This is a genomic window from Pseudoalteromonas piscicida (assembly GCF_002744175.1).
GTDB classification, from domain to species: domain Bacteria; phylum Pseudomonadota; class Gammaproteobacteria; order Enterobacterales; family Alteromonadaceae; genus Pseudoalteromonas; species Pseudoalteromonas piscicida_B.
In genome coordinates, this window is sequence record NZ_NKHF01000007.1 from 49870 (window position 1) to 64969 (window position 15100).

The 15100-nt window shown below is 43.2% G+C and carries 13 protein-coding genes; 5 read left to right on the top strand and 8 right to left on the bottom strand.

All coding sequences use genetic code 11. The features are described 5' to 3' along the window. Positions 1–81: 81 nt before the first annotated feature. A complete protein-coding gene (locus CEX98_RS01525; protein ID WP_099640382.1) occupies positions 82–2097 on the bottom strand; it encodes an amidohydrolase family protein in 2016 nt (671 codons plus the stop codon). A 133-nt stretch (positions 2098–2230) separates the two neighbouring features. Then, complete coding sequence (ggt, locus tag CEX98_RS01530) at positions 2231–3925, bottom strand: gamma-glutamyltransferase (RefSeq protein ID WP_099640383.1); 1695 nt, start codon at positions 3923–3925, stop codon at positions 2231–2233. A 308-nt stretch (positions 3926–4233) separates the two neighbouring features. Between ggt and CEX98_RS23170 the strand changes: the two genes are divergently transcribed. From CEX98_RS23170 to CEX98_RS01550, 5 genes are all read left to right on the top strand, one after another. Beyond that, positions 4234–4911, top strand: coding sequence for a hypothetical protein (locus CEX98_RS23170; RefSeq protein WP_242441592.1), 678 nt, complete (start codon positions 4234–4236; stop codon positions 4909–4911). A 5-nt stretch (positions 4912–4916) separates the two neighbouring features. Next, entirely contained in the window at positions 4917–6707 is a 1791-nt protein-coding gene (locus CEX98_RS01535) for a putative bifunctional diguanylate cyclase/phosphodiesterase (RefSeq protein ID WP_242441593.1), read from the top strand. Between the two features lie 72 nt (positions 6708–6779). Beyond that, positions 6780–7214, top strand: coding sequence for a transcriptional repressor (locus CEX98_RS01540; protein ID WP_099640384.1), 435 nt, complete (start codon positions 6780–6782; stop codon positions 7212–7214). An 80-nt stretch (positions 7215–7294) separates the two neighbouring features. After that, positions 7295–7765 (top strand): chemotaxis protein CheX, encoded by a 471-nt coding sequence (locus tag CEX98_RS01545; protein WP_099640385.1) that lies wholly within the window; start codon positions 7295–7297, stop codon positions 7763–7765. A gap of 376 nt (positions 7766–8141) precedes the next feature. Further along, positions 8142–8570, top strand: a complete 429-nt coding sequence (locus CEX98_RS01550; protein WP_099640386.1) for a secondary thiamine-phosphate synthase enzyme YjbQ — start codon at positions 8142–8144, stop codon at positions 8568–8570. Between the two features lie 21 nt (positions 8571–8591). On the opposite strand, the gene alr is transcribed toward CEX98_RS01550, so the two are convergent. The 6 genes from alr to CEX98_RS01580 form a co-directional block, all read right to left on the bottom strand. After that, positions 8592–9674, bottom strand: a complete 1083-nt coding sequence (gene alr, locus CEX98_RS01555; RefSeq protein ID WP_099640387.1) for an alanine racemase — start codon at positions 9672–9674, stop codon at positions 8592–8594. A gap of 23 nt (positions 9675–9697) precedes the next feature. Further along, positions 9698–11077 (bottom strand): replicative DNA helicase, encoded by a 1380-nt coding sequence (gene dnaB / locus CEX98_RS01560; protein ID WP_099640388.1) that lies wholly within the window; start codon positions 11075–11077, stop codon positions 9698–9700. Positions 11078–11200: 123 nt separating this feature from the next. Further along, positions 11201–12139 carry a DUF4097 family beta strand repeat-containing protein gene (locus tag CEX98_RS01565; RefSeq protein ID WP_099640389.1) on the bottom strand — a complete coding sequence of 313 codons (939 nt, stop codon included), beginning with the start codon at positions 12137–12139 and terminating at the stop codon, positions 11201–11203. A 10-nt stretch (positions 12140–12149) separates the two neighbouring features. Next, positions 12150–12629, bottom strand: coding sequence for a hypothetical protein (locus CEX98_RS01570; RefSeq protein WP_099640390.1), 480 nt, complete (start codon positions 12627–12629; stop codon positions 12150–12152). Beyond that, entirely contained in the window at positions 12622–13173 is a 552-nt protein-coding gene (locus tag CEX98_RS01575) for an RNA polymerase sigma factor (protein ID WP_099640391.1), read from the bottom strand. The genes CEX98_RS01570 and CEX98_RS01575 overlap by 8 nt, the downstream gene beginning before the upstream one ends. Positions 13174–13358: 185 nt before the next feature. Further along, positions 13359–15098: a DUF7305 domain-containing protein gene (locus CEX98_RS01580; protein WP_099640392.1), complete on the bottom strand. Its 1740-nt coding sequence runs from the start codon at positions 15096–15098 to the stop codon at positions 13359–13361. Positions 15099–15100 lie beyond the last annotated feature (2 nt).

The following is a 15100-nucleotide window of genomic DNA, read 5'->3' on the forward strand; positions in this document are numbered from 1 at the left end:
GGATAGCGATAGCGCAATAGAGAGACGGTGTAAGTTTCGCTTTACCTACATCCGTCTCATGGTATTACCTAGGTGCAGTTATTACTTTAACGCAGGAGAAGTGGTAAATGGCTTCACGCCGATCGCTTGGTAGATTTCAGCTGGCTTAAAAGCTTGTTGACCTTTTATAACCAGCGACATTTTTTGTAGCGCCGTGATGTCGTTAAGTGGATTACCGTCAACTAGCACTAAGTCAGCCACTTTGCCCTTAGTAATAGAACCCGTTTGATGTGCTACGCCCATCAATTTAGCACTATCTAAAGTTGCCATATTAAGCACATCGGCCGCTGGAATACCTGCATCTACATACAGCTCTAGCTCTCGGATCAGTGTAAAACCAGCAATATTATCTGTACCGGGCACCATAGGTACTCCCGCATCATAGAGCTTCTTCAGCATTTTCTGCATCGCTTCACCAGACTTTTGATAACTGAGCTTAAACTGCTCGTCAACATGCATTTCTGCACCTTTTAAGCCTCGAGTAAACGCAATAGGCATATGCTCTGCAATCGCTGCAAATTCTGGGTTAACCTTTTGATCTTCAGACATGAGCAAACTTCTAAATGTGGATACTGTGGGATCCACAACAATTTTTTTATCGCTCAGTAGCTTAACAAAAGCATTCATTTCAGGGCTATCGAGTGACAAGCCAGAAGCTTGCTCACCCATTAGCGAAAAGCGCTTCTGGGTTCGTGTATCCACTTCTTCGCCGGCAAGAAAATTCAAAAACAACATATTTATGTGCTGAATTTCATCATATCCATTTGCAATCGCTTGCTCTGCCGTCATAAATGCAGGCACGTGACCACTTAGCCTCAATCCACGACTATGGGCACGTTCAGAGATAGGCTTTACCCAGCTTGGATCGATTGAAGAATACAGCTTTACTTGAACGTAGCCGTTATCTGCAAAGAAGTCGACAGTATCAAGCGCCTCTTCCAGTGACTTAACACTTAGACCTGCAGAGTTTTCACTGTACTTATCCATAAAGCCGGCACGATATACACGTGAACCTAAAACTTGGTTGGCGTTAAAAAGCGCTTCGATCTCCATAATATTGTCATGTTCGTTCCCCATGTCTCTTACACTTGTCACGCCATTAGCAATATTCAAAATACCGTTTTCTTTTGATAAGTGACCATGCATATCCCAAAGACCTGGGAGCAAGGTTTTTCCTTTACCATTAATACTCACCACACCATTTTGCTGGTTGATGTGTTTGGCTATCTCAACAATTTTGCCATTTTGGATCAGTACATCGCGATTGTTCAGTAGCTTTTTCTGCTCACCGTCAAACACCGCAACATGTTCAATAAGTAGATTTGGCACATCGTGTGTCAACTTTTTCGCAAGGTTTTCTAAATGCTGTTGCTCAGCTTGTTTTTGAATCGCTTCTAGCTGTTCAAATTGGGTTTTGGTATAGCCGTCACGCAATACATACATAGGCCCCCAGCTCTGCGCAAAATAGTTACCATCATCGTCATACCAGGCAAAATTAGGAGTAAGGCTCAGGCCACTGGTTACCAATAGATGAACCGTTTGCTCGCCAAGCGTAATGGTCTTCATTTTTTCGATCAGCATTTTACCTTGAGGGTAAACATCTAGTTCGTATTTGTTGTTTTTCAGAACATAACGCATTATTGCATTGTCTAGCGCGAAATGATTATTAGCGGGGATGTAAAAGTCGAGAGTCGCATCAGCCTTGATCCCTGACTCATTCACACTTTTCCACTGGGCGATCCCCTTGTTATAACTAAACGACTCGTCAATTGTTGAGCCAAAGGCTGAACGACCTTGAAGACTGAGTTTAATTGGCATACCTTGATCATTTAGCTGGAGAGTCTCGTCAATCAAGATACGACGGTTATTCCAACCAAACTCGATTTTAGCCTTGTAATTTTGATCGTCGATTTGCTCTTGGGTAAGCGTGCCCGCTAAGCCTTTCTCCGAATAGACATTATTAGTAATAGTATCCGCCAACACCGCCCAGCTTTGAGTTGATAATACACCAGCCACCAGCATTGATAAGATACTTCGCTTTGTTATTGTTTTTGTCATGGTATTGTTCCTTGAATTTCCATTTGCCCAATTCAGCATAGATATAACTTCAAAATCATATTACATCACACTAACAAAAATCGAAGTATATTAACTGTTACAATTCATGTGAATGCCACATTAACGCAGCAACTCAATATCCAGCGGCTTGGCCATCTTTTCTGGTTTCAGACGCGCCATAGTAAACCCCTGTTTTACTATCTCGCATAATTGCCTGATAGCCACCATATGGACCCACGGCTTGTTGTAATTTATGACCTTTTTTTATTAACTCTCTGCGAGTTTCCATAGCAAAACCTGACTCTAGACTCACATAACCGCCGTCAGTCATTATTTCGCCTGTTGGCTGTGATGAACCACTGTGTAAAATTCTTGGGGCATCGCCCGCTTCTTGCAGGTTCATACCAAAATCGATCATATTAATTAGGATTTGTGCATGCATTTGTGGCTGAGTGGCGCCTCCCATCACTCCATAACTCATCCAAGGTTTCCCATCTTTGGTGACAAAAGCAGGAATAATAGTATGAAATGGCCTTTTACCCGGTGCGTAACCGTTATAGTGGTTTTTATCTAACGCAAATAGCTCACCTCTATTTTGTAATACAAAACCGAGCTTGGCAGGTGTCATCCCCGAGCCCATTCCACGAAAGTTACTTTGGATCAGCGACACCATATTGCCGTTTTTATCAGCTGTAGTGAGATAGATAGTATCGCCATCAACAGGGCCTGCATGGTCACGCTTAGCCGCTTTGTTTGGGTCAATCAATGCACGCCTTTTATCTGCATATTCTTGCGAAATCAGTGTTTCAACAGGGATCTCATTAAAGTCTGGATCCGCGTAGTACTTTGCTCTGTCAGCAAAGGCCAGCTTTTTCGCCTCCACAAAAGTATGTACATACTCAGAGCTATCAAAACCCATCGCTTTAATGTCATAGCCTTCAAGAATATTGAGAATTTGCTGAGCAGCTATTCCCTGCCCATTCGGTGGTAACTCCCATAAGGTATAACCCCGATAATCCGCACTAACAGGCTCAACCCACTCGCTACGATGCTCAACCAAGTCTTGATAACTTAAATATCCGCCATTGGCTTTCATATAGCGGTCGATTTCTCTGGCAATGTCACCTTGATAAAAGGCGTCGCGACCTTGTTCTGCGAGTAACTCATAAGTGTTAGCAAGTGCTGGGTTTTTAAATATCTCCCCCTTTTTAGGCATTTCGCCATCGGGCATGAATACTTGTTTAAATCCTGGGTACTGCTTACGAGCAGACACCGAACGCTGCATGTAATACGCAATCAACTCAGATACAGGAAAGCCATTTCTGGCGTATTCAATACTAGGCTGGAGCAATTGTTTCATCGGCAATTTGCCAAATTTACTGTGAAGCTCAAACCAGCCATCAACGGCACCAGGAACTGAAACGGGAAGCGGACCATAACTGGGAATTTTATCGCCTTGTTGTTTTAAGGTTTCTAAGGTAAGGCTTTGTGGCGAACGGCCAGATGCATTTAATCCAAATAACTTTTGCTGTTTAGCATCCCAAACGATGGCAAATAAATCCCCACCAATGCCACAGCCGGTTGGCTCAACCAGTCCTAACATCGCATTAGCAGCAATAGCTGCATCTATCGCACTTCCCCCTTGTTTTAACACATCAAGTGCAACTTGGGTTGCAAGAGGCTGAGAAGTCGCAGCCATTCCCTGTGTTGCAATCACCTCAGAGCGGCTCGCAAAAGCTTTGCCTGTAATTCTATCGTAAGCTAAAGCAGCTGTACTTGCCGTCGCACATAGCAGCCCAGCCACAGTGCACTTAATGATCTTGTTCATTACCTTACCTATTTTGTTGGCTTTTTAATCAATATAAAAAGCCTCATAACAGTCCGCAATCCGTTTGCGGTCAATAGGAAAGAAAATAAGATTGGACCTAAGGGGTATACGCATATTCTGACGGAAAATACCCATATGCTCATAAGATTAATTTGTTGAAATTTAGTACAAAAATAAACAGCTGAACTACACTAGTATGGAAGCATGCTTATGTCACTTCAGCAGCCTAATACCGAGACGTTCAACACTTTTGAGCCACCGCGGTAATCCACCAAAAGATATTAAGGACTTTATTACATTGGGTATCTATGACTAATCGGGTGATTTCTATTAATTTAAAGCAAACGCTAAGTTGGGGAACAGTGTTTTGCGGGCTGTTGATTTCCTCTATGGTGATCTCATTCACCTATGTCAGTCAGCGAGATATGTTACTCGACACCTATGAACAAAAGCTAGAACAAAGCCTAACTCGGTTAAGTAAGCATATCTCCAGCGATCTGATGACTGAGCGAAGTAACCAAATTGAGCCTACACTGAAAGATTATTATTCTGACACTAAGTACAAGGCACTCTTTCTCGTTCAAGATGAGCAGCTTGTGTACGCTAATCAGTATGCTCAAGCCGGCTTGCAAATATTGAACAACATGGTAACGGCAAAGCAAAGAACAGCCGCATTTAATGCTGTTGATCTTATGATTACCTTTTATCCCCAAAAACAGTCCTTTGTAGCTGTCATTCCTGTCGCTTCAACGCTGCCAGCTGGCAACTCTGGCAACCTTGTTAGAATAGTTGCGGTGTATGACGTGAGTAGTATATTTTTGTCGCTGAGGCAACACTTACTCACTAAAGCTGCTATCCTTGCAGCCTCTCTAGCCGTTATTGTTGTTGCCCTGCTCAGCTTCACCCATTACTTTATCCACAACCCCATACAAAGACTGATTCAAATTGGCAGCGAACTTCGACTAAATCACTCAGCAGCAGAGTAAGCATTGTGGGAAATGGCGAGTTTGGTGTACTTGCCCACCAGCTTAATAAGATGGCGCAAATACTTGAAAAAAACTGGCAACAACAGCTAGAAAGTAATACAGAGTTGAAACGTCGTCACGCCTTAATAAACAGTGTATTTAAAGCCTTACCAGACATATTTTTTATCATTAACACCGACGGTACTATTCAAGAATGTCACACAGGTAACGCTGACGACCTTTATATCTCACCAGATCAGTTTATTAATAAAAAAATGGCAGACGTGTTACCTCCTCATGCAGCAAAACAGTTTAGCCACGCGATAAACTCAGCAAATCAAGGTCACCAACTCACTCAGATAGAATATCCTCTCACCATCGCAGGACAAGCCAAACTTTTTGAAGCAAGACTGTCGCCAATCCCCGAAACAGACCAATTGGTCATTGCAGTACGGGATATCACCGAGAAAAAACGCCAAGAAGAAGTGATTTTACATCATGCATTTTACGACGCTTTAACCGACCTGCCGAACCGATTTTTAGCGATGGAGCGGCTAGCACAACAAATCTTGGATGCAGAGCGAAAAGACGAGCTAAGCGTCGTATTTTTTATTGATTTAGACGACTTTAAACGGATCAATGACACTCTGGGGCATGAGGCTGGCGACAAAGTACTGGTGGCCGCTGGAGAGCGTTTTAAATTGTCTGTACGCGAACAAGATACCATTGCACGGCTTGGCGGAGATGAATTTATTATCTTGATGGGCGGCTTCACGCAAATATCAGACATCACCGCGGTTGCCGACATGCTGGTTAAGCTGTTCCATCAACCCATAGAAGTAGACGACAAAGAATTTAATGTTTCAATCAGTATTGGTGTTGCCGTTTTTCCTGTGGATGCTAATACCCCCACAGAACTCCTGAGCTGTGCAGACACAGCCATGTATAACGCTAAAAACAACGGCCGCAATAGCTACTGCCTGTTTAATCAAAAGATGAGTCTGCAATTGGCTCGTCGAATTGAAGTCGAAGAAGCATTGCGAGTCGCTGTGGCTGACAACGAGTTTGAAGTATTTTATCAACCACAATTTTATACAGATACAGGCGAAGTATTTGGTGCTGAAGCCCTGCTACGCTGGCACAGCAAAACGCTCGGTGCGGTTTCTCCAGCCGAATTTATTCCCATAGCAGAGCAAAGCGGATTAATCGTAGACATTGGGCTGTTTGTATTATCTAGTGCAATAAAACAAGCGCATAGCTGGCACAGTACATTACAACCAGACCTTAAAATAGCCATTAACCTTTCACCAAGACAATTTAAAGATCCGGCACTGTTAAAAAAAATTGCCTCACTGGCTGAAAGGATACCTAATAGTAATCAATATATAGAGCTTGAGATCACCGAAGGTGTGTTAATTTCGGCCCAAATTCAAGTAAAGCAGACCTTGAATAAACTGCATGACCTAGGGTTTAAATTGTCTTTAGACGACTTTGGGACCGGTTATTCCTCTCTCAACTACCTCCGTCACTACCCTTTTGATGTGCTGAAAATTGATCAAAGCTTTATTTCAGACATGTTGCCTTCTAAAGAGTCTAGAGCGCTGGTAAAAACCATAATAGCCATGGCGCATAACCTTTCAATGAAGGTTGTTGCTGAAGGAGTCGAAACACAAGAGCAACTGCAAATACTACGACAGCTAGGGTGTGATTTCGGTCAAGGATACTTAATCAGTAAACCTCTTTCCGCACAGCAGTTTGAGTTATTTTTCCAAACACAAAACCAGACTGTGAAAACAACTCCCCACTATCAGATATAATTAATCTAGGTAAAGGCAAGACTAATAAAAATAATATGTTAGTATTGCAGGGCAGTGTAAGGATTAAAAATCATGAATATAGAGTTACTAGTTAGCAAAGCCAAGCAAGTATGTGATAACCGCGGTGCACGCTTTACCCCAATTAGAGAAAAAGTATTTCGATTACTTGCTTCTAAACAAGGGGGCGTAGGCGCTTACGATTTACTCGAAGAGCTAAAACTGACTGAGTCAGCTGCGAAACCTGCAACCGTTTATCGTGCACTAGACTTTCTATCTGAATTGGGCTTTATCCATAAAATTGAAAGCACCAATGCGTTTATGCTTTGCCATCATTTCGATCATATGCATCCTGTACAACTACTGATCTGTGACAGCTGTGGAAACGTTCAAGAGTTACATTCAAATGCGATTTCACACGAATTAAACAACCTAGCTGCAGAAACCGGATTTGTAGTCACTGAGCAAACAATAGAAGCTCACGGCCGTTGCGAAAAATGTAAAGATTAAGTGCAGTGGAGAGAAATCGAAACTACACTTAACACAAACAGCAACACGAATTAACCAAATATGCGTAAGGGAAAGTCTATATGAATGTAGAATTCATCAACCCCTTTTTATCATCTCTAATCAATGTATTAGCAACTATGGCGCAAACCGAATTGACGCCAGGAAAACCTAAGGTGAAGAAGGATGAAGTCGCACAGGGTGATGTCTCAGGCCTAATTGGTATGGTAGGCCCACAAACTAAAGGTTCGTTTTCTATCACATTCGAAGAGAACCTAGCATTAACCATCATGGAGCGTATGCTGGGTGAGCGTCCAGATTCTATCAACGAAGATGTGACAGATATGGTTGGTGAAATAACCAATATGGTCACTGGCGGTGCCAAGAACTTACTCGGTGAAAAGGGCTATGAGTTTGATATGGCAACGCCTGTAGTTGTCTCAGGTTCTGGTCATACGATCACCCATAAGTGTGACGGTCCAAAGTTAATTATGCCTTTCACTTCTCCAGATGGTAACGCCAATATTGAAGTTAGCTTCGATAAACTCGCCTAACTAACCTAAGGTTTAGATAAGGAATGAGCAAACTCATTGTTTTTAAAGTCACATTGAATTATGCCAAATGTATTAAGTAAATGAGTTATTTGAAGCACAGAGATAGCGTTAGTAGCAAGGCAAAAATTTTGCTATTCAGTTGTTCTAAATGAGAAATTTTTAACGACGCTACTATGCTATTTCATCCTTCAAATTGATTAGAGAGTTAATTCAATTGGTATTACTTCCTTATCTAACCATAGAGTTTTCAGGATAACTCCGCTTTCGCACCCTGCTCTCGTAAATCCTGTAGGCAAGGCGAATTTACGCACCAATATCAGGCTGCCAGTAAGACATTAATTATCCGAAACTTCGGTTCAAAAGGACATACCATTTTATGAGCTGGACTCAAAAGCAAATCACCTTAAAGCCTCGAAAGCGGGGCTTTCACTTGATTGATGACGAAATTATCACTCAGTTGCCGGAACTACATGACTACGATGTCGGCCTGCTTCATCTGTTTATTCAACATACCTCGGCAAGCTTAACCGTCAACGAAAATGCCGATCCGACAGTGCGCATGGACATGGAAAGCCACTTTAATCATTTTGTTCCAGAACGGCAGAGTTATTATCGCCATGACTATGAAGGTGACGATGACATGCCAGCCCACATCAAAGCCAGCACTTTAGGATGTGAAGTCACCATTCCTATTGCTCAAGGTCGCTTGCATTTGGGAACTTGGCAAGGAATATATTTAGGGGAACACCGAGACCACGGCGGAGCTAGGCGTATAATCGCAACAATACAGGGTCAAAAGCGCTAGTTGCAGGGCTCTGCCTTTGCTCTAAGCCTCAATATACTCGTAACTCACCCTTGGGGTGACGTTACATAGCAGCTCATAGGGTATAGTTTCAGCGCATTGCGCCACTTCTTCTACCGGAAGGTTGGGTCCCCACATTTCCACTTCATCGCCTACCTCTATGTTATCTGGGTTATCACCAATATTGATACTTATCATATCCATAGATACAGCCCCAACAATACCGTAACGTCGATTACGAATAACAACAGGCGTGCCCACTTTTGCATGTCTCGGGTAGCCGTCACCATAGCCAACTCCGATCACGGCAAGATACGTATCTTGTTCACTTTGCCAACGGCTGCCATATCCAACCGCTTGATGGGCTTTAACATGCTTTATGGCAATTACTTTGGTGGTAAGACGCATAACAGGTTTAAGCCCATGTTGCTGACCAACACGCCCTAACATAGGGGAAACTCCATAGAGCATTAATCCTGGCCTGATCCAATCACCATGTGATTCTGGCCAGCCGATGATCCCAGCTGAATTCGCAAGGCAAAGCGGAGCATGACTTTGACCAACCAGTGACTTAAACAGAACTTGCTGTATTTCTGTTTTATTGTCGCCGACATCATCAGCACAAGCAAAGTGGGTCATCAGATGGATTTTTTCGGCCACGTTGTTAGAACATTTCAGACGAGAGTAAAAGTGTTCAAACTCCTCCGGTTCAACGCCTAAACGATGCATACCAGTATCGATTTTTAGCCATACCGTCAGTGGAGATTCCAAATTCGCTTGCTCAATGGCTTCGAGTTGGGAAATATCATGTACGATAGTTTGTAGGTTGTTGGCTAGTAAAATGGGCAGATCTGAGGAGTGAAAAAAGCCCTCTAAGAGTACAATCGGCTTTGTGATGCCACCCGTTCTAAGCGCTAATGCCTCGTCCACTCTGGCCACGGCGAAGGCATCTGCATCTTGTAAGTGCTGTGCTATTTTAACTAGACCATGGCCATAAGCATTTGCTTTTAACACAGCCATGATCTTGCTTTTTGGCGCTAACTTTTGCGTTAGCCGCAAGTTCTCTTGCAGCGCGGTTAAGTCTATTTCAGCACTCGCTAATCTCATTTTACGACTCAATCAGGTAGAGGTTAATATTCGTCGTCCATTGCAGGACCTGCGTAATTATCGAATCGAGAGTATTGACCTTGGAAGGTTAACCTAACCTTACCGATTGGACCATTACGCTGTTTACCTATGATGATTTCAGCAGTGCCCTTATCTGGGCTATCGTCGTTATAAACCTCATCACGGTAAATAAACATGATTAAGTCGGCATCCTGCTCAATAGAGCCTGATTCACGTAAGTCTGAGTTAACAGGACGTTTATCAGCTCGTTGTTCTAGTGTACGGTTAAGCTGAGACAGTGCAATAACTGGACACTGTAGCTCTTTTGCCAGCGCTTTTAATGAGCGAGAGATCTCAGCAATCTCCAGCGTACGGTTATCTGAGAGGCTAGGTACGCGCATAAGCTGGAGGTAATCCACCATGATCATGCTAATCCCACCGTGATCGCGAGCAATACGCCTAGCTCTTGAGCGCACATCCGTCGGAGTCAGGCCAGATGCATCATCAATGTACATCTTGCCCTTTTCCATCAGCAACCCCATAGTTGAAGACAGTCGTGCCCAATCGTCATCGTCTAACTGACCTGTACGAACCTTGGTCTGGTTGATACGACCTAGTGAAGCAAGCATCCTCATCATGATCTGATCTGACGGCATCTCTAACGAGTAAATCAAAACCGGTTTGTCTTGCGTCATCGCTGCATGCTCGGCTAAGTTCATCGCAAACGTCGTTTTACCCATCGATGGACGGGCTGCTACGATGATGAGATCAGAAGGCTGTAAACCTGCGGTCATTTTATCTAAATCACCATATCCGGTGCTGACCCCAGTTACACCATCTTGTGGTGACTGATAAAGCTCTTCGATTTTATCAACGGTCTTTTCAAGAATGCTATGAATACTTTGCGGACCTTCGGTGCTTTTTGAGCGCTGCTCAGCAATTTTAAACACCTTGCTTTCCGCTAAGTCTAACAACTCATGACTATCACGTCCTTCAGGATTAAAACCCGCTTCGGCGATTTCATTCGCAACCCCAATCATTTCACGAACAACGGCACGCTCGCGAACAATGCTCGCATACGCGTCAATGTTTGCTGCACTGGGTGTATTTTTCGCGATTTCAGCAAGGTAAGAAAAGCCACCAATTGTCTCTAACTGATGATTCTTTTCTAAGTTCTCAGAAATGGTAATTAAATCGATGGGCTGACCTAGCTCCACCAGTTTTTCCATTGCTTCGAAGATCAGCTTATGGGTTCTGGTGTAAAAGTCATGCGACACCACCAATTCCGCAACACGGTCAAAGGCTTCGTTGTCGAGCATCAAGCCACCGAGTACAGACTGCTCGGCTTCAATTGAATGCGGTGGAACTTTTAGAGTATCGACTTGTAGATCTGATTTGGCCATATCACAACATAGAGAAGTAGAAGGCCCTCTATTGTATCTTGTCTACCCACAAGTGCAAATAACAAAAGGCCAGAGTTTCTATAATCTCTGGCCTTTTACTGTTCTTACTGGTTTATTGCTGCACTATTTTTGTTTTAACTCAATATCACCACTGACAGTATCTATTTCGACGTCGGCATTCCCACCGTTTAACACAAACTCTAAGGAACGAGCAGGACCATACTTAGCTTTTTTAACTTGGTCCGAGCTTAGCTTATTGCTAATACGGCCACCAGAGTGGGCATTAATCTCAAATCGTGCAGATACGTCTTTTGGAAAGTTAAGTTCAATGTCACCGCTCACACTTTCCATATTAATACTCGCATTATCTAGCAGTTCATCGGCATATACCGCAATTTCACCATTCACTGTCGACAGACGTAAATCTTTTAGCGCTGCCATTTTCAGTTCCACTTCGCCATTCACATTCTCCAAACGAAGTTCTGTTGCGGTAGTTTGCGTTTTAATCTCACCATTTACAGCGTTAAATCTTAACTTCCCTTTTGAGGCAACATCATCGATATCACCATTAACGGTTTCAAATTGAATATTGCCGTCTAAATCCCGGCTATCGATATCGCCGTTTACGGTTTCTAGAGAGATCTTTCCGCTGATCTGTTCCACTTTAATGTTGCCATTTACCGTTTTAATACGAGCACCTGCGGTTAAATCAGCCGCGGCTACATCAACAATAACACCTTCAAAATCAAGCTCACTGGTGCGCGGCATATAAATGGTCAACGTAGAGCCATCACCGCCCCCCCAGCTTTTGTAACGCCTTGGCATTTTAACAACAAATTCAGTAACCTCGCCGGAGGTTTCCAGTTTATAACCTTCGGCCTTGTCATCTAGCTCGCCTGTAACCTTAAACATAGCTTGATCCCATGTTTTAATCGTTACGTCACCACGCTGGTTTTCAATAATTACTTTGCCATCAGCAGGTATTGAAAGTTCTTTATCTATCGATTCTCCAGCAAATACCATCGCAGGCAGTGCCGCTAAGCCAATAATTAATGCTCTCATTCTAATTCTCCTAAATTTGTTGCCAACGAGGTTCGTGAACCTTATTGATTAAATCGAGTTGTTGCTGATAGACCTGAGCCAACATCTTAAGTAGCGCTGCGTTTTCAGGGTCTTGTTTGAGCGACAGCTTGATCGCTTGCTCAGCCTGTTCAAGCTCATGTAGCTGTACCTGCCAATCGGTAGTCAACGCAGGTTGCGTTTCGTACTGTACAAGCAGTGATTGCTTTTGCTGCTCAAAAAAAGCGCTAATATTAGCCAGTGAGTCTTGTTTTGGTTGATTCATGATCACTTGCCAAGCGAGTAAACCTGCAATTGTACAAGCCGCTATTCCAGACAGCTTTTGCCAATTATTCTGCCTTGGCGCTTGGATTGGCTGTGCTTGATTAATCGCACGCTCTACCCCTTGCCATAAATCACGTTGTGGTTTTGGCTGGGTGTCTTCATCATTCAGTGCGGTATGCATAAATTCATCGAAAGATGGTTTAGTCATTGTTGTACCACTCCTGTAATAAGTTACGTGCTCTGTGATATTGCGATTTACTCGACCCGACGGCCATATTCAACATATTGGCAATTTCCTCGTGGCGATACCCTTCAACGGCATGTAATACAAATACCAACCTGGCGCGCTCCGGGAGCCTTACTATCAGTTTGTCCAATCCATTTAACTCACCAAGCTGTTCAGCACCTTGTTCATCGAGTCCAGATTGTTCAAAACTCACTACCTTTTGAAACCAGTTTTTTTGCTTCCTAAGGTAACTGATAGCAATATTGCTCGTCACACTGTGGAGCCAAGTCGAAAATTTTGATTGCCCTTTAAATTGGTCAATCTTTTGCCACAATTGCACAAAAACTTCCTGACAAGCATCCTCCGCGTGAGCAGGCTCAGCTAACAGTCTCAGACACAAGGCATAAACGCGACAGTGATGCTGCTCAAACAGCTCGCGAAAAGCACCTTGATCCCCCTGTTGACATCTAGCCACTAGCGCATCAGTTTGTTCTTGTGAAAATGCCTCTTTGGCATTAATTATCATGCGTTTGTTCCTTTGGGTTGATACCTTCATCTTCGCATATCAAATGAAACAAACAAAGTTACCAACGTTCAATTGCCAATTTCTACTTTTTTGTAAAGTACTTTTTTAGACGTCGGGTAAATAGGAAATGGTTTAAAGGAAGTTAAAAAATTTGATGAAAAAAATGGAGCATTCCTGCTCCACTATTATTCTGTTTGTTTTGACTCGTCCTCATCAGCAACTTGGTAAGGCTTGTAGTGCCACCCTTTGAATACTAATGTGGGTTTTTTCCCTGGGGGCTGAACGCCAATGCCTGCATTTTTTAATGCTTGGTCAAAATGAATACCAGTACCACCAGTGCCTGTAATTGAAGCACCTCGGACCGTACCATACAATTGCCCACTGCCATTTAACAAGATTGAAGTTAGTGGTGAATAGATAGCGGCATACAATGAAGAAGCACCACTGAAAACAAATCCATTTGGCCCGTCAAAAGACGAATAAATGCTAAATACAGGTAAGCCACTCTGAGTTAGACCTTCTTGCTCTGAAATAACTTTTGCGCTCGCGCCAATCGAAACCTTGCCCGTGGTAAATACGGTTAGTGAGCTCTCTTTTTCTATCCAAATATGCGTATTTCCAGATAAGGTTAGATCGCCATCTATCAACCAAATAACGTCGCCTCCAGAGATCTTAATTTTACCGTCTGAGCCCAGTTTTAACCCTTTAAAGGGAAAGACCAATTGAGTACTCTCAGTTGCACTGCCAAGGTTTTGATCTATGCCTTTAAATAGATAGATCGTTTGTTCTTTGGCAACGTACACATTGGATCCATTGCGCTCATATACCGCCTGCTTCGGCTTAAAATGAAGAATTTGCTGCGCACCTACATGTAAAGGCGCAAACCGGTTACGTGGATCAATAATACTTTCCATATTGAATGGCAGTGCTAAGGGGTCACATTCTTTGTTCGGTTTGGCTGGATCATAGTCTGGAGAATCAGGATCGTAAACTTTGACTGGCTCAACAACCAAATCTGCCACTCTAAATCTTGGATCAGAATAATGAATACCATCTTGGACCTGTAACCCGGTATCTTTAAACTGGCCATTTCCGGTATATTGAATATCAAAGAGATCCCCATTTTGATTAAGGATTTCAGCTCCCCACGCCATTTGTACGTCTCCCATAGCACGTACATAGCCCTGTATTTTACCACCTCGATGTTTAAAAAATCCGCGGCTAAACACGTTGCCTTCCACTCGGATCCCACTCGCTGAGGGGGAGATATCCACCCCTGTATTTGATCGTACATCCCCAAGAATTGGTGAAGAACCTTTTAAGTAAATCACCCCCGATGCTTGTACATCACCTTTAATGGGTGAGTGACCAGATAAAACGACGTCAGCTTCTCCTACAACGGTATGAACATCGCCATCATGACTTTTGGTTTCTTCGTATGTACCTCTTGAAGAATCATAGCTATCTACAGCACCACTACCTGATAGGTTTACACCTTTACAGCCCGTAACCGCATTTTGAAATATCGACTCTTTGGGAGCTGGTTTGAGTTCAAAACGCGCCACAAGGCGATGATTGGCGTGATCTCCATGACGCTGCCCTAAACTCTCGACTTCAAACTCGTTACCATCACTACTCACCGAGATTTGAAAGCGGGAATCACCGATTGCACCGTTTCCCGTTGTAGGAATTCCGTTAATTAAACTATCGACATCTAGAGGGTTATTCTCCAAAGACTGTTGCAGTTTTTGGCGATAGTCTCGGATCCCCTGCTCAGCAACCAGCCTAGCATTAATGTCTTTTTGAAAGTTACCACTTAATCTCTCTTGTACAACACCTTCCTTGAGAGAAGCGAATACTACAACACTTGCCATGCCGCCAAGCAGCATAACTTTTACTAGTGTAAAACCTTGTTGTTGTTTCATTG